This is a genomic window from Pseudomonas sp. ABC1 (assembly GCF_013395055.1).
In the GTDB taxonomy this organism is placed as follows: domain Bacteria; phylum Pseudomonadota; class Gammaproteobacteria; order Pseudomonadales; family Pseudomonadaceae; genus Stutzerimonas.
In genome coordinates this window covers 293,235-308,581 of sequence record NZ_CP058349.1, presented here as the reverse complement: position 1 = coordinate 308,581, position 15,347 = coordinate 293,235, and the positions used below count along the sequence as shown (strand labels likewise).

Sequence of the window (15,347 nt, the reverse complement as noted above, 5' to 3'; positions counted from 1 at the left end):
TGCCGTTTTGAGACACAGTTCCGTTTTTATCTTCCTGAGTGCGTTCAACGGCTCGCGAAAAGGGCCGATTGCGATGAGCCCTTCCGGCGGCACTCCGCAGCTAGTGCCGCCAGAACGCAGGGGTCAATACAACCAGTACTGTGATGATTTCCAGGCGCCCGAGCAGCATGCCGATGGACAGCAGCCACTTGGCTGTTTCCGGTAGCGAGGCGTAGTTGCCGACCGGGCCGATGATCGGCCCAAGGCCCGGACCCAGGTTGCAGACGGCGGATGCGGCGGCTGTCAGGGCCGTGATGAAATCGATGCCGAGCATGGCCAGGCACAGGGCGAGGAGGGCGATGGTGGTCGTGAAGAAGAAGGAGAACGTCAGGATGGAGCGTACGATTTCTTCGTCCAGGTTATGCCCGTTGTACTGCTGGCGGATGACTGCGCGCGGGTGAACCATCTGTTTGAGGCTGCCCCAGAGCAGCGCATAGGCGACCTGGAAACGGAAAATCTTCAGGCCGCCAGTGGTCGAGCCGGAGCAGCCGCCGAGGAACATCAGGTAGAAGAACACCATCACCGCGAAGCCGCCCCACTGGTTGTAGTCGACCACGGCGAATCCGGTGGTGGTCACCACCGAAACCACGCTGAAGGTCACCACGCGCAGCGAGTCGAGCAGGCTGTCGTCATGCTTGAGCCAGTACCACAAGGTGAAAAGCAGACTGGTCAGCAGCAGTATGCTGAGGAAGCCTCTGACCTGCTGGTCCTTGACGATGGCGCTGGTGTGCCCGCGCAAGGTGGCAACGTAAAGGGCGAAGGGCAGGCTGCCGAGGATCATGAAGACGACGGCGATCCAGTGCGAGGCCGGGCTGAACTTGCCCAGGGAGGCGTCCGACGTGGAAAAGCCGCCAGTGGCGACCGATGACATGGCATGGTTGATCGCATCGAACGGGCTCATGCCCGCCAGCCAGAAGGCCAGGGTGGCGGCCAGGGTGAAGACGACATAGATGACCACGAAGTACTTTGCAGCCATGTGCGAGCGCGGCATGACTTTTTCCGACCAGTCCGACGATTCCGTCTGGAACAGCCGCATGCCCCCCACGCGCAGCAGCGGCAGGATCGCCACGGCCATGCCGATGAAGCCGATGCCGCCCAGCCAGTGCAGCAGTGAACGCCACATCAGCAGGCCCGGCGAGGCATGGTCCAGGCCGACCAGAATGGTGGCACCGGTGGTGGTGATCCCGGACATGGTCTCGAAGAAGGCATCGGCGTAGCTGATATGGTGGATCAGCATCATCGGCAGAGCGGCGAAGCAGCAGACGGTGAGCCAACTGACCGTGGTCAGGAAGTACATGTCACGTGGTCGCAGTTGCGCGTTGGCCGGGCGGCCTGGAGCGACCAGCGCGGCACCGCACGCGAGAGTGATAAGGCTGCCCCAGATGAAGGCCTGGATGTCGTCGTTACGGTCGAAGCTCCACAGCGTCAGCATGGGAATGACCATGCTGATGGCCAGGGTGATCAGGAAAATGCCAAGGATGAAGCCGATGATGCGTAATGTCGGCAAAGCCATTGTCGTGATGCCTGGCGCTGAGACGGGGCGCACATTCTAACGGTTTTGGGCCTGGATGAGAGCCAGTCCGAGAAAGGGTGAGGCCTATCCTTGGTCGATAGGCCAGACAGCCTCTGCGCAGAGGTTGCGTTGCAACCAGTACTCCACGTCCGACTGCGACAGGCCGCAGCCCAGCAGGCTGAAGAGTTTGCCCAGCGCGGCCTCACGGGTCATGCCGCCGCCACATACGAGGCCGGCCTTGCGCAGCCGGCTGCCGGCGGCATAAGTCTCGAACACCACGCAGCCACTGGGGCACTGGCTGATCGCCAGCAGAACCACGCCTCTGGTATGCGCGTCATGCAGGGCGCGTAGCCAGTCATCGTCATCCACCGGGCCCGTGCCACTGCCGTAGCATTCCAGGATCAACCCTTGTACGCCGCTGTCCAGTACGGCGCGCAATTGGGTGCTTTCCAGGCCTGGATAGATCGGCTGGACGGCAATGCGGCTCAGGCTGCGGCGTACGCGATAGTCGAGGTGACTCGGTGCCGGGGCGGGGAGTGAGTGCTCGGGTGTACGGGGCAAGGCCTGGAAGGCTGCGAAGGATTCACTGTGGAATTTGCTGGTGCGAGTTCCCGGTAGCAACTGGCCGGCGAAGTAGATATGCACACCTGGGGCAACTGGAGCGGCGAAGTGCTCCGGAGGAATGCCCTGTTGCAGCAGGCTCATGGCGCCGAACAGATTGTCCCAGGCGTCGCTACCTGCCGCGTCGGCGGGCAGCATCGAGCCACTGAGCAGCACCGGGATGGGCAGCCCCATCAACAAGAAGGACAGTGCCGCCGCGGTATAGGCCAGGGTGTCCGTGCCATGCAGCAGCAGGATGCCCGAACAGTCGGTTGCCCCAGTCGCCTCGACAATGCTGTCGCGCATGGCAAGCCAATTGGTTTGTCGCATGTTGGCACTGTCGATAGGCGGTAACAGTTCGATGAAGCGCCATTCGGGCAGCCAGGCATCGTCGCCCAGGGTGGCTTGCGCCTGACGGATACGCTGCTCGAAGCCGGAGGTCGGCTCAAGGCCGTCCGGCCCTTGCTGCATGCCGATGGTCCCGCCGGTATAGAGCACGACAATCTGTGACGCCTGGTTCATGGTCTTTCCTGTAGGTAACCGAATGCGGGTTTGGCCGAGGTCTGGTGCCGGCATTCGATGATGCTATCGAATGGCTTTGGGATGCATCTTCTCAAGTCTCACACGATGAATAAAATAGGCGTTCTGGCGCCGGACCCTTTCCGGTATCTGAGTGTTCGCATCCATGTCGACCAATAACCCATGCCTTACCTGCGGCGCCTGCTGCGCGTATTTTCGTGTGTCGTTTTTCTGGGGGGAGTGTGTTTCCGCGGGTGGGCACGTTCCCGACCACCTGACCGTCCAGGTTTCGCCTTTTCATGTTGCAATGCGCGGTACGGAGGGCAAGCCGGCGCGTTGTACCAGTCTGATGGGCGATGTAGGGTGTGGCGTACGTTGCAATGCCTATGAACAGCGGTCGAGCACATGCCGGGAGTTCCAGTCGTCCTGGGAAGATGGCCAGTACAACCCTGACTGTGACGCGGCACGTGCAGCCCATGGCTTGCCTCCGCTGGAGCCACCCCTGCATCCGCAATTGTCTCCCGATCGCGTGGCCTGAGCCTGCCCGATCCAAACTGATTTTATAGATGAAGGATGAGTCGATGAACGCCGATGATCTGTTGCTGGAACGGGTTTCCGTCGCCCGGCTTGGCGAACCCGGGCCGAACGCGGTACAGCTCGACGCCATGTTCAGGGCGGCATTGCGAGCGCCGGATCACGGCCAATTGCGGCCATGGCGCTTTCTGACCATCGCAGGTGACGATCGCCTTCACCTGGGCCAGCTCTATGCGCAGGCGGTCTTTGCAAAAAGCCCCGATGCACCACTGGAGGCGCTCGAAAAAGCCCGCAACATGCCGCTTCGGGCACCGCTGCTGATCGTGGTCATCGCCTGTGTGCGAGCACACCCCAAGGTGCCTGAACTGGAACAACTGCTGGCGGCCGGTTGTGCTGCCCATGGTTTGCTGCTTTGCGCCCATGCCCAGGGCTTGGGTGCGATATGGCGAACGGGGGAGATGGCTTTCGATAGGGTGGTCGAAGAAGGCCTGGGCTTGCAGGAAGGCGAGCGAGTCCTGGGGTTCATCTATGTGGGAACGCCACTGGGGCAGCCTCGCAGTGCGCCACGCTTGGAACCTGGCGATTTCGTCAAAAGCTGGCCAGATGCCTAAAGCTATGGAAAAAAGCGCCGATAGAAGGAGTATTCGAGACTCACTGGAGCGCAATTTCCATGTACGCAATGGCAGCCATGAAGCAGTATCAATCGGTGAATATCCAGGCTCAGGTTTCCGATGCGACACCGCATCGCCTGATCCAGATGCTCATGGAAGGTGGCCTGACCCGTCTTGCCCAGGCCCGCGGTGCGATGGAACGTGGCGATATCGCGCTCAAGGGTACGCTGATCGGCAAGACAGTAGGCATTGTCAACGGCCTGCGCCAGGGGCTGGACCTTTCCGCAGGAGGGGAGGTGGCTACCAACCTGGACCGTTTGTACGTTTACATGAATACTCGATTGACCGAGGCGAATGTCAGGAACGACATCTCGATCCTTGATGAGGTCAGCAACCTGCTGCGCGAAGTGAAAAGCGGCTGGGATGGCATTGCCCAGTAAGCAATGCCACCTGAAAGTCGGTCAGCGGTATTCGCACAGATAGGCGGTATCGACGGCCACTTTCAATTGGAACTTGCTGTTGGCCGGTACGGTGAATTGGCTGCCGCTGGCGAATGTTTCCCAGGTGCTGCTACCTGGGAGCAGGACGACCAGCTCACCCGAAACCACATGCATGATTTCCAGCGCGCTGGTGCCGAACTCATACTCGCCTGCGGCCATGACGCCAATGGTCGCCTGGCCTTCCGGGCTTTCGAAGGCGATGGATTTGACGGAGCCAGCAAAATACTCGTTGACCTTGAACATGGGCACACCCTGGGTTGGAAAAATGGCCCGATAGTATGCCCAAGCGACTTCGTGTCGTCACCCGCGCCATTGGGCTGACGATAGCCTTCCGGGACGAACCTCCTGCTTCGGTTCGTGAGCCGCGCTGCAACCCTCTGCAGCATGGCGTCCACATCAATTCATCGATGTTATTTCCAGGCCGATGTTCTGTCGGCCATCCTCGTGGCGCGAAACCCGGACGACGGTCGCGGTGACATGCAGCCCCTTGAGTTCGGGGTGGCCTGATGCGATGAGCACCTCGACCTGCTCGCCGATTTGCAGTTCCGCCCGCGCCAGCAATTGCAGGCCGGTGCTGGACAGGTCCAGGCAATGTGCATCGAATTGTTGCCCGTTGGCCGTGAGGGTGGCACGGGAGTCCACGTTCATTCTGATGAAGTCCCGCTTCTCTGTGTACTGACGGTCATTGCTGGACATGGGGAATTCCTTTTTCATGGGGCAGAAGGCCTTATAACCCCCGCCAAATCGCTCTGTAAAGCCGCCGAATGTCAGGGGTGCATGGCTTGAAACGCCGCACATATGGGAGTACCGTCTGCGCCTTGAAAAGCTTCACGCCCTGCGCTGTGCGCCGGCCTTTTGTTTTCTCCAATCATCCTGGCGGGCTCCGCCTGGTAGAGACATGCAGAACCCAAGCGCAACGTTGCTGATCATCGATGATGACGATGTGGTGAGAGCCAGTCTTGCCGCCTACCTGGAAGACAGTGGCTTCCATGTCCTGCAAGCGGCCAGTGGCCCCCAGGGCATGTCATTGTTCGAGTCAGAATCCCCCGACCTGATCATCTGTGATCTGCGCATGCCGCAGATGGACGGTCTTGAACTCATCCGTCGCGTGAGCGAGCGCCAGAGCGAACTGCCAGTCATCGTGGTGTCCGGTGCCGGTGTCATGGGGGATGCCGTCGAGGCCTTACGCCTGGGGGCAGTCGATTATCTGATCAAGCCTCTGGAAGACCTGGCCGTACTCGAGCACTCGGTGTATCGGGCCCTGGAGCGTTCGCGCCTGCGCATGGAGAACCAGCGTTACCGCGAGCAACTGGAAACCGCCAATCGCGACCTCCAGGCAAGCCTGCACCTGTTGCAGGAAGATCAGGATGCCGGGCGCCAGGTGCAGATGAACATGCTGCCGGAAAGCCCGTGGGTCGTGGATGATTTCAGCTTCTCCCACCGGATCATTCCCTCGCTCTATCTGTCGGGGGATTTTGTCGACTATTTCCGTGTCGACGAGCATCGCATCGCGTTCTATCTCGCGGACGTTTCCGGCCATGGCGCTTCGTCGGCGTTCGTCACCGTACTGCTAAAGTTCATGACCACGCGGCTGCTCTACGAATACCGCCGGCATGCAGTACTGCGTGATTTCAGGCCCTCCGAGGTGCTTGACCATATCAACCGTGGCTTGATCAATTGCAAGCTCGGCAAGCACGTCACCATGCTGGGTGGTGTCATCGACCAGCACAGCAACACGCTTCATTACAGCATTGGTGGCCATTTGCCCATGCCTGTCCTGTTCAGCGATGGCGAAGCACGCTACCTGGAAGGTCGCGGCTTGCCTGTAGGGCTCTTCGTCGATGCCAACTACGAGAACTTCGAGCTGGCATTGCCGGACTCCTTCAGTCTGACGCTGCTGTCAGACGGGATACTCGACCTGCTGCCAGGCGATACGCTCAAGGAAAAGGAGCAGGTGCTGCCCGAGCTGGTCGCGCAATCGAAAGGCACCCTGGATGGCTTGAGCCAGACGCTGGGCCTGGCAGATCTCGAAGGAATGCCGGATGACATCGCCTTGCTGGTATTGAGCAGGAACCTTGCATGAGTACAGGTAAGATCCAGTTCGCCGAACTGGACGGCACATTCATCCTCAAGTTCATCGGTGAGATCCGCCTGACGCTCTGCTCGGCGCTGGATGACACCATCGACAGGATATTTTCCTCCCTCAACTTTTCCTCCATCGTCATCGACCTGACCGAGAGTCGCAGCGTCGACAGTACGACGCTCGGCCTGCTGGCCAAGCTCTCGATCCTGTCACGGCAGAAGGTCGGCCTGCTGCCCACTCTGGTTACGGTGCACCCGGACATCACGCGTCTGCTGCACTCAATGGGCTTCGACCAGGTGTTCAATATTGTCGACCGTCCGCTGCCATGCCCTGATTGCCTGGCCGACCTGCCTAGCCAGGACCAGTCCGAAGAGGTCGTGCGGGCCACGGTGCTGGAAGCGCACCGCATCCTGATGGGGCTCAATGAGTCCAATCGCGAGGCGTTTCAGGACCTGGTCAACGCGCTGGAACATTCCTGATCAGGAGTGCCGAAGCGAGTATTGATCACTCGCCTCGGCGGCAGTCTCATCAGCCCAGCAGAGCTTCCAGCTTTTCCTGATCCCTGGCGAATTGACGAATGCCTTCGGCCAGTTTTTCCGTGCCCATGGCGTCTTCGTTCAGACCCCAGCGGAAACGGCCTTCATCGAGCTCCATCCGTGCTTCAGCGGCGGCGCCAGGGCGCAGATTGCGTTCCAGTGTTCCACTTTCCGCGTCCAGTCGGGCCAGCAGTTCCGGGCTGATGGTGAGCCGGTCGCACCCGGCGAGCGCTTCGATCTGCCCCAGGTTACGGAAGCTGGCACCCATGACCACGGTGCCGTAGTCATGGGCCTTGTAATACTCGTAGATGCGCTTGACCGACTGCACGCCAGGGTCTTGTTCGGCGGCGAAGTCCCGGCCTTCGTGCAACTTGTACCAGTCGTAGATACGCCCTACGAAGGGCGATATCAGGAAGACGCCGGCTTCCGCACACGCCACGGCCTGGGTGAAGGAGAACAGCAGGGTGAGGTTGGTCTGGATACCTTCCTGTTCCAGCCGCCTGGCGGCCTGGATGCCTTCCCAGGTCGCGGCGATCTTGATCAGGATGCGCTCTTTGCCGACACCTTGCCTGGCGTACAGCTCGACCAGTTTCAAGGCGCGCTCGAAGGTGGCGTGACTGTCGAACGACAGCCGTGCATCGACTTCGGTGGAGATGCGGCCGGGGATCAGTCCGAGGATCTCCTTGCCGACCGCCACGGCAAAGAGGTCGCAGGCGCTTGCCCGATCACCCTTGCTCTCGGCTTTGGCCCGGGACAGATGCTCGGCGTAACGGGGCAGGGCGGCGGCCTTGAGCAGCAGGGATGGGTTGGTGGTTGCGTCGATGGGTTGCAGCCTGGCGATGGCGTCGACATCACCCGTGTCGGCAACGACCGTGGTGAACTGTTTGAGTTGTTCCAGCTTGGAGGTCATGGTGCATCTCTGTCCGGTGAGTGGGATGACATTACCCGAGCGCCCGCAGGCGCTCAATGCAGATGTGCGATTGATGATCTTCGCTGTATGGCGCGTGAGGTTTTGACGCCACGTGGGCGACGCCTCATCATTCGCACCCTTCGGCCAGCCAGGCTATCCAGCACTGGCCGGAATCGCCTGAATGTTTCAGATATAGAACGAGCCAGACCCAAGCCAATGCCACAGACCCTCGCCGCAACTCCGGACGCCAACCTCTCTCGCCGCTTCTGCGTCGCCCCGATGATGGACTGGACCGACAGGCATTTTCGCTACTTTGCGCGCACCTTGTCGCGGCATGCGCTGCTCTATAGCGAGATGGTGACCACCGGGGCCCTGCTGCATGGCGATGCCGAGCGTTTCCTGCGCCATGACGAGAGCGAGCATCCGCTGGCATTGCAGTTGGGCGGTAGTGACCCAGCGGCGCTGGCGGCCTGTGCTGGCATGGCCGAGCGGGCGGGTTATCGCGAGGTGAACCTGAATGTCGGCTGCCCCAGTGACCGGGTGCAGAACAATATGATCGGTGCCTGCCTGATGGGGCACCCCGGGCTGGTGGCCGATTGCGTCAAGGCCATGCGTGATGCGGTCAGTGTCGATGTGACGGTCAAGCACCGCATCGGTATCAATGGCCGCGAGAGTTACGACGAGTTGTGCGACTTCGTGGGCCAGGTGCGCGATGCGGGTTGCCGGACATTTATCGTGCATGCACGCATTGCCATTCTCGAAGGTTTGTCACCCAAGGAGAACCGCGAGATACCGCCATTGCGCTATGACGTCGCGGCTCGTCTGAAAGAGGATTTCCCTGAGCTGGAGATCATCCTGAACGGTGGTATCAAGACGCTGGATGAGTGCGCGGCACATCTGCAGCATTTCGACGGTGTCATGCTCGGTCGTGAGGCCTATCACAATCCTTACCTGCTGGCCGAGGTGGATCAGCGGCTCTTTGCATGCGACCAACCGACCATCAGCCGTGCGCAGGCGCTCACCGAGATTCGCCCTTATGTAGCACGCCATCTGGATGAAGGGGGCGCCATGCATCATGTCACGCGCCACGTGCTCGGGTTGGCCCAGGCGTTCCGGGGTGCACGGCGTTTTCGGCAACTGTTGTCGGTGGATATCCACAAGAGCGACGATCCTCTCGCATTGCTGGATCAGGCCATTGGGTTGCTCGAAGGGCATTGATGCACCTGGTAGCCGCGCGATCGGTTTTTCGCTTACCCGATGCCTGAGGCTCTGGTAAAATGCGCCGCCTTTCTTCTGTGCCAGAGACTGCCGTGGTTTTTACCTGGGTCGATTGGGCCATCATCGCCATCATCGTTGTTTCCAGTCTGATCAGCTTGAGCCGGGGATTCGTCAAGGAAGCCCTGTCGCTGCTGACCTGGATCGTGGCGGGTGTCGTGGCCTGGATGTTCGGCGGGGCCTTGTCCCACCACCTTGCGCCATTCGTCAGTACGCCTTCGGCCCAGGTCATCGGCGCCTGCATCATCCTGTTCGTGCTGACGCTGCTGCTGGGCGCCCTGGTCAATTTCCTGGTGGGCGAACTGATCCGCGTCACGGGCATGTCCGGTACCGACCGTTTCCTCGGCATGGTGTTCGGCGCCGCCCGTGGTGGGCTGTTGATCGTTGTCCTGGTGGGGCTGCTGAGCCTGGCGCCGGTCCAGGAAGACCTGTGGTGGCGCGAGTCCACTCTGATACCGCATTTTCTGTTGATTGCCGACTGGTCGAAAAACCTCATTCTCGGGGTGGGTGGCCAGTGGGTTTCGAGTTCGCTCAACGCATCGGGTTGAGCTGTTTGACCTCGGGGCCGGCCCTGGCCGCTACCCGGATAGCCTGAAATAACTGAGGGGTTCCTTGCATGTGTGGCATTGTCGGCATTGTCGGTAAGTCGAACGTCAATCAGGCGCTGTATGACGCGCTTACCGTTCTGCAGCACCGCGGGCAGGACGCAGCGGGCATCGTGACCAGTGACGGTGAGCGTCTGTTCCTGCGCAAGGACAACGGCCTTGTGCGTGATGTCTTCCACCAGCGCCATATGCAGCGCCTGGTCGGCCACATCGGTATCGCCCATGTGCGTTATCCGACGGCCGGCAGTTCGACCTCGGCAGAGGCCCAGCCGTTCTACGTCAACTCGCCGTATGGCATCACCCTGGCGCACAACGGCAACCTGACCAACGTCGAGCAACTGACCAAGGAAATCTACGAGGCCGACCTGCGCCACGTGAACACCAATTCCGATTCGGAAGTGCTGCTCAACGTCTTCGCTCATGAGCTGGCCCAGCGCGGCAAGCTGCAACCGACCGAGGAAGACATCTTCGCGGCGGTGAGCAAGGTGCATGAGCGCTGCCGCGGCGGTTATGCCGCGGTCGCCATGGTGACGGGCTATGGCATCGTCGGTTTCCGCGATCCGAATGCCATCCGCCCGATCGTCTTCGGCCAGCGCCAGACCGATGAAGGCGTCGAGTACATGATCGCCTCGGAAAGCGTCGCGCTGGATGTGCTCGGCTTCACCCTCATTCGCGACCTGGCACCGGGCGAAGCGGTCTATATCACTGACCAGGGCGATCTCTACACACGCCAATGCGCCACCGATCCGCGCTACGCTCCCTGCATCTTCGAGCACGTCTACCTGGCGCGCCCGGACTCGATGATGGACGGTGTGTCGGTCTACAAGGCGCGCCTGCGCATGGGCGAGAAGCTGGCGGAGAAGATCCTGCGCGAGCGTCCCGAACATGACATCGACGTGATCATCCCGATCCCCGACACCAGCCGTTGTGCCGCACTGGAGCTGGCGAACCGCCTGGGTGTGAGGTTCCGCGAAGGCTTCGTGAAGAACCGCTATATCGGTCGGACCTTCATCATGCCCGGCCAGGCGGCACGCAAGAAATCCGTGCGGCAGAAGCTCAATGCCATCGACCTGGAGTTCCGTGGCAAGAACGTGATGCTGGTGGACGACTCCATCGTGCGCGGCACCACCTGCAAGCAGATCATCCAGATGGCCCGTGATGCGGGCGCCAAGAATGTCTATTTCTGCTCGGCTGCTCCGGCGGTGCGCTACCCGAATGTCTATGGCATCGACATGCCCAGTGCCCATGAGCTGATTGCCCATGGCCGTACCACCGAGGAAGTCGCCGAACTGATCGGTACCGACTGGCTGGTCTATCAGGACCTGCCGGACCTGGTCGAAGCGGTCGGCGGCGGCAAGATCAAGATCGAACATTTCGATTGTGCGGTGTTCGATGGCAAGTACGTTACGGGCGATGTCGATGAGAACTACCTGAACCGTATCGAGCAGAGCCGCAACGACCTGAACAAATCCCGTGTCGCACTCATCAGCGATGAAACCATCGGACTGCACAACACCCAGGCCTGAGGCCTGCGTGACGAGGGGAATGAGTCATGAGCACAGAGTGGAATGCCGGACGGCTGGACAGCGACCTGGAACAGGCTGCCTTCGACACCCTGGCGGTTCGCGCCGGGCAGCACCGCACCGCGGAAGGTGAGCACAGCGAGGCGCTGTTCCCGACCTCCAGTTATGTCTTCAGGAGCGCGGCGGATGCCGCGGCACGTTTCGCCGGCGAGCAGCCGGGTAATGTCTATTCGCGTTATACCAACCCCACCGTGCGTGCCTTCGAGGAGCGCATTGCAGCACTTGAAGGCGCGGAGCAGGCCGTTGCCACGGCATCCGGCATGTCGGCGATCCTGTCCATCGTCATGGCGCTGTGCAGTGCTGGCGACCATGTGCTGGTTTCGCGCAGCGTATTCGGCTCGACCATCAGCCTGTTCGAAAAGTACCTCAAGCGCTTCGGCGTTCAGGTCGACTATGTGCCGCTCTCCGACCTGACGGCCTGGGAAGGTGCCTTCAAGCCCAATACTCGCCTGCTGTTCGTCGAGTCGCCTTCCAACCCACTGGCCGAGCTGGTGGATATCGCGGCCCTGGCTGATATCGCCCATACCCATGGCGCGCTGCTTGCGGTCGACAACTGCTTCTGCACCCCGGCGTTGCAGCAGCCGCTGTCGTTGGGCGCGGATGTTGTCATGCACTCGGCGACCAAGTACATCGACGGCCAGGGCAGGGCGCTGGGCGGCGTGGTGGCTGGCAGCGCCAAGCTGATGGAAAGTGTCGTGGGCTTCCTGCGCACGGCCGGGCCGACGCTCAGTCCGTTCAATGCCTGGATATTCCTCAAGGGCCTGGAAACCCTGCGTATCCGTATGCAGGCCCACTGCGCCAGTGCCCTGCAACTGGCACAGTGGCTGGAGCAGCAGCCGGGTGTCGAGCACGTCTATTACAGTGGCCTGGCGAGCCATCCGCAGCATGAGCTGGCCAAGCGTCAGCAGAAGGGCTTCGGTGCCGTGGTCAGCTTCGAGGTCGCTGGGGGCAAGGAGGCGGCGTGGCGCTTCATCGATGCCACCCGGGTGATTTCCATCACCACCAACCTTGGTGACACCAAGACGACCATCGCTCACCCGGCCACCACTTCCCATGGCCGCCTTTCCGCCGAAGAACGGGCCAGTGCCGGCATCAAGGACAACCTGATCCGCGTGGCTGTCGGTCTGGAAGACATCGCCGACCTGCAAGCCGATCTGGCTCGGGGGCTGGCGGCGCTGTGATCACTTTGTCCGTCCCTGGCAGGTGCGTTCTGCTGCCAGGGACGGGAAAGACGAAGCATGCGATGGAAAAAGAGCGGACAGGTGTTGACTTGCTCGCACGGGATGAGTAAATTGCGCGCCTCGCAGGATGAACGGCTCTACGAAGTGCTTGAAAATCCTGGGAAATGGACGAAAGTCCAACCGACGCGCAGCGGTAGTTCAGTCGGTTAGAATACCGGCCTGTCACGCCGGGGGTCGCGGGTTCGAGTCCCGTCCGCTGCGCCATACAGTGATGTTTGTGCATGTTCCATGCGCGGGGCATCGACAAAAAAGCGACCTCAGGGTCGCTTTTTTGTTTCTGTGATTTCCTTCCTTATCCCTTTCTGTTCGTTGCATTTGGCAACAAGGGTATCTGGCCGTTCGCCAGGTCCTGTCCTATACCCTCTATTCCATCGATAGCCTGTGGAGGGTGAACAATGACAATAAACAGACTCCATGTCGGTCAGCGCGTGCGTGTCCCTGAGCACCGCATTCCAGCGGGTCTTCCGCGTGAGTCGCGGGAAGGTACGGTCGTCGAAATCGAGCCGCTGTGTATCAATACGCAGCGTGCGCTCGTGCTGCTGGAGGGCGAGCCGGGAGGGTTGGTCGCCTGCATCTCGGGCGATGTGGAGTGTCCGCGGGACGGCTGAGGCTGCCCGGATCATGACGTGCCGTTCGTCAGGCCCCTGCGAACCCTGTGGATCGAGCCCTAGTCAAGATCATGGACCGTGCCATCCGGCACTACCTGAAAGTCTTGATTAAGGAGTGAACACCTATGCGCATGAGCGGACTTGCGGCAACAACAGCTCTGGGCGTCTGCATGGCCGGAGCCTCGCATGTCTATGCGGATTCGGTGACCGGCCCTGTTTCCAACATCGGCCTGATCGGTTCGCACAATCAGTACAAGCTGACCGTGGATGGCGAGAGCGACAAGGACAGGGTCAACCAGGGTGGTCTGTACTACAACTTCGGCAACAAGCTCACCGGGCAGGAAGGCGTCATCTACCAGATCGGCGCGGAAGGGCAATACGGCGAGGAGGGCGACACCGAGTTCAAGGCCGCCAAGGCCGAGTTCGACGTTGGTCTGCGTGCTCCCCTGAGCACCAATAACTACCTGGACTTCGTTGTCGGTGGTGGTTACGACTGGGGGCGTATAGAGCAGGATGACGTTCGCATCGGCCTGCTGCGGGAAGATGTCAAGCTGACCACCAAGCAGCCGTTCGCCAAGGCGGGCGTTGGCTACAACTATCTGACGCCCGGCTACACCGTGCGCCTGGAGCTGGGGGCTCGCTACTCCATCGATGGCCGTAGCAAATTGAAGATCGATGGTGACAGTGAGTCGGTCGACCTCAAGGACAAGGTCAATCCCTATGGCGAGCTCAGCTTCCTCTGGAACAAGGGCCCCTACAATCTGCCGGTAAGCGCAGGCCTGTACTACACCCAGACGCGCTACCAATTGGATAGCGGCAATCTCGTCGCCGAGCGCACCAAGCTCAAGCAGGAACAGGTTGGCCTGAAGCTGGGCCTGGCATTCTGACCTTGAGGTAATCGAGAAGCCCTGGCCGGAAACTGCCGGGGCTTTTGGTCTGCAGAGTAGACATTTTCGCAGCACAAACAAAAACGCCGTATTGCGTGCGCAATACGGCGTTTTTGTTTGTTTGGTTGCGGGAGCCGGATTTGAACCGACGACCTTCGGGTTATGAGCCCGACGAGCTACCAGACTGCTCCATCCCGCGTCTGTGGGCGGCATTCTACAGAATTTTCTCGGCTTGTCACGGAAAAAGTCCAATAAATTTCGATACTTGTACTCACCTGGCAAATCCTGGCTGTTCGCCGGCAAGCGGCTGAGTACAATGCGCGCTTTTGCGTGGATGAGTTCTGGATGCAAATTGCCCTGGCGCCGATGGAGGGGTTGGTCGACGAAATCCTGCGCGACCTGCTGACGCGCTGTGGCGGCGTCGACTGGTGCGTGACGGAGTTCATCCGGGTCTGCGACCGCCTGCTACCGGCCGCCAGCTTCCATAAGCTCGCACCGGAATTGCAGAGGCGCTCGCAGACCGCCGCGGGTGTGCCGCTGCGCCTGCAACTGCTCGGCTCTGATCCGATCTGCCTGGCGGATAACGCAGCCTTTGCCTGCAAGCTCGGTGCGAGAGCCATCGACCTGAACTTCGGCTGCCCAGCTAAAACCGTCAACAAGTCCCGGGGCGGAGCGGTCCTGCTCAACGAGCCGGAGCTTCTCTGGCGCATCCTGCGCGAGGTGCGCAGCGCCGTCCCCGCGAATATTCCGGTCACCGCCAAGATGCGCCTGGGTTTCAGTAGCACCGATGGCACCCTGGAGTGCGCGCGGGCGCTGGTGGACGGCGGTGCACAGCAATTGGTGGTGCATGCCCGCACCAAGGTCGATGGCTACAAGCCGCCGGCCCACTGGGAATGGGTGGCGCGGGTGCAGGACGTGGTGGCGGTGCCGGTCTACGCCAATGGCGAGGTCTGGACCCTGGAAGACTGGTTGCGCTGCCGCAGTGTCAGTGGCGTGGACAACGTCATGTTGGGCCGTGGGCTAGTGTCCCGGCCGGACCTGGCACGGCAGATCGCAGCCTGGCGCGAGGGGCGGCCTGTATCGCCCATGAGCTGGACGGAGCTCAAACCCCTGCTCGAAGATTTCTGGCAGCAGGCGCGGCGCAAGATAGCGCCACGCTACGCACCGGGCCGGCTTAAACAGTGGCTGGCAATGCTGACGCGCAACTATCCCGAGGCAAAGCGCCTGTTCGACGCGCTTCGCCGTGAGAATGATTGCGAGCGGATAGATGCGCTGTTGATGCGGGCTTGAAACCCTGGCTCTT

17 protein-coding genes and 2 tRNA genes are annotated in these 15,347 nt (G+C 60.9%); 13 read left to right on the top strand and 6 right to left on the bottom strand.

The genetic code is table 11. The features are described 5' to 3' along the window. Positions 1 to 100: 100 nt before the first annotated feature. Positions 101 to 1,552 (bottom strand): TrkH family potassium uptake protein, encoded by a 1,452-nt coding sequence (locus HW090_RS01200; RefSeq protein WP_179111754.1) that lies wholly within the window; start codon positions 1,550 to 1,552, stop codon positions 101 to 103. Positions 1,553 to 1,636: 84 nt separating this feature from the next. Continuing rightward, complete coding sequence (locus HW090_RS01195) at positions 1,637 to 2,674, bottom strand: asparaginase (protein WP_179111753.1); 1,038 nt, start codon at positions 2,672 to 2,674, stop codon at positions 1,637 to 1,639. Positions 2,675 to 2,837: 163 nt separating this feature from the next. Between HW090_RS01195 and HW090_RS01190 the strand changes: the two genes are divergently transcribed. The 3 genes from HW090_RS01190 to fliS are packed head-to-tail and all read left to right on the top strand — an operon-like array spanning position 2,838 to position 4,256. Then, the gene (locus HW090_RS01190; protein WP_179111752.1) at positions 2,838 to 3,209 is read left to right on the top strand and encodes a YkgJ family cysteine cluster protein; all 372 of its coding nucleotides are present in this window, start codon (positions 2,838 to 2,840) and stop codon (positions 3,207 to 3,209) included. A 43-nt stretch (positions 3,210 to 3,252) separates the two neighbouring features. Continuing rightward, entirely contained in the window at positions 3,253 to 3,816 is a 564-nt protein-coding gene (locus tag HW090_RS01185) for a nitroreductase (protein WP_179111751.1), read from the top strand. A gap of 59 nt (positions 3,817 to 3,875) precedes the next feature. After that, positions 3,876 to 4,256 carry a flagellar export chaperone FliS gene (gene fliS, locus HW090_RS01180; RefSeq protein WP_179111750.1) on the top strand — a complete coding sequence of 127 codons (381 nt, stop codon included), beginning with the start codon at positions 3,876 to 3,878 and terminating at the stop codon, positions 4,254 to 4,256. A 21-nt stretch (positions 4,257 to 4,277) separates the two neighbouring features. Here the strand turns inward: fliS and HW090_RS01175 are convergent, their stop codons facing one another. Continuing rightward, a complete protein-coding gene (locus tag HW090_RS01175; RefSeq protein WP_179111749.1) occupies positions 4,278 to 4,559 on the bottom strand; it encodes a pyrimidine/purine nucleoside phosphorylase in 282 nt (93 codons plus the stop codon). Between the two features lie 153 nt (positions 4,560 to 4,712). Then, positions 4,713 to 5,012, bottom strand: a complete 300-nt coding sequence (locus HW090_RS01170) for a PilZ domain-containing protein (protein ID WP_179111748.1) — start codon at positions 5,010 to 5,012, stop codon at positions 4,713 to 4,715. 202 nt (positions 5,013 to 5,214) lie between these two features. Here HW090_RS01170 and rssB point away from each other — a divergent pair, with 202 nt between their 5' ends. Both rssB and rssC read left to right on the top strand, forming a co-directional pair. Continuing rightward, positions 5,215 to 6,399, top strand: a complete 1,185-nt coding sequence (gene rssB, locus HW090_RS01165; RefSeq protein WP_179111747.1) for a two-component system response regulator RssB — start codon at positions 5,215 to 5,217, stop codon at positions 6,397 to 6,399. Next, positions 6,396 to 6,878, top strand: a complete 483-nt coding sequence (gene rssC, locus HW090_RS01160; protein ID WP_179111746.1) for an anti-sigma factor antagonist RssC — start codon at positions 6,396 to 6,398, stop codon at positions 6,876 to 6,878. Before rssB ends, rssC begins: the two co-directional genes overlap by 4 nt. Positions 6,879 to 6,927: 49 nt before the next feature. Here rssC and tal read toward each other — a convergent pair whose 3' ends face one another. Beyond that, the gene (gene tal, locus HW090_RS01155) at positions 6,928 to 7,845 is read right to left on the bottom strand and encodes a transaldolase (protein ID WP_179111745.1); all 918 of its coding nucleotides are present in this window, start codon (positions 7,843 to 7,845) and stop codon (positions 6,928 to 6,930) included. A 216-nt stretch (positions 7,846 to 8,061) separates the two neighbouring features. On the opposite strand from tal, the gene dusA reads away from it, so the two are divergent. From dusA to HW090_RS01120, 7 genes are all read left to right on the top strand, one after another. Beyond that, positions 8,062 to 9,063 carry a tRNA dihydrouridine(20/20a) synthase DusA gene (dusA, locus tag HW090_RS01150; protein WP_179111744.1) on the top strand — a complete coding sequence of 334 codons (1,002 nt, stop codon included), beginning with the start codon at positions 8,062 to 8,064 and terminating at the stop codon, positions 9,061 to 9,063. A gap of 92 nt (positions 9,064 to 9,155) precedes the next feature. After that, complete coding sequence (locus HW090_RS01145) at positions 9,156 to 9,668, top strand: CvpA family protein (protein ID WP_179111743.1); 513 nt, start codon at positions 9,156 to 9,158, stop codon at positions 9,666 to 9,668. Positions 9,669 to 9,736: 68 nt separating this feature from the next. Continuing rightward, positions 9,737 to 11,251 carry an amidophosphoribosyltransferase gene (gene purF, locus HW090_RS01140; protein WP_179111742.1) on the top strand — a complete coding sequence of 505 codons (1,515 nt, stop codon included), beginning with the start codon at positions 9,737 to 9,739 and terminating at the stop codon, positions 11,249 to 11,251. A gap of 26 nt (positions 11,252 to 11,277) precedes the next feature. Next, on the top strand, positions 11,278 to 12,489 hold the full coding sequence (locus tag HW090_RS01135; RefSeq protein ID WP_179111741.1) for an O-succinylhomoserine sulfhydrylase: 1,212 nt from the start codon (positions 11,278 to 11,280) through the stop codon (positions 12,487 to 12,489). A gap of 187 nt (positions 12,490 to 12,676) precedes the next feature. After that, a tRNA-Asp gene (locus HW090_RS01130) sits at positions 12,677 to 12,753 on the top strand. 191 nt (positions 12,754 to 12,944) lie between these two features. Further along, positions 12,945 to 13,157, top strand: coding sequence for a hypothetical protein (locus HW090_RS01125; protein WP_179111740.1), 213 nt, complete (start codon positions 12,945 to 12,947; stop codon positions 13,155 to 13,157). A 125-nt stretch (positions 13,158 to 13,282) separates the two neighbouring features. Continuing rightward, positions 13,283 to 14,044 (top strand): hypothetical protein, encoded by a 762-nt coding sequence (locus HW090_RS01120; RefSeq protein WP_179111739.1) that lies wholly within the window; start codon positions 13,283 to 13,285, stop codon positions 14,042 to 14,044. 122 nt (positions 14,045 to 14,166) lie between these two features. On the opposite strand, the gene HW090_RS01115 is transcribed toward HW090_RS01120, so the two are convergent. Then, positions 14,167 to 14,243 (bottom strand) — tRNA-Met (locus HW090_RS01115). Positions 14,244 to 14,389: 146 nt separating this feature from the next. Here HW090_RS01115 and HW090_RS01110 point away from each other — a divergent pair. Further along, the gene (locus tag HW090_RS01110) at positions 14,390 to 15,334 is read left to right on the top strand and encodes a tRNA-dihydrouridine synthase (protein WP_179111738.1); all 945 of its coding nucleotides are present in this window, start codon (positions 14,390 to 14,392) and stop codon (positions 15,332 to 15,334) included. Positions 15,335 to 15,347: the final 13 nt, after the last annotated feature.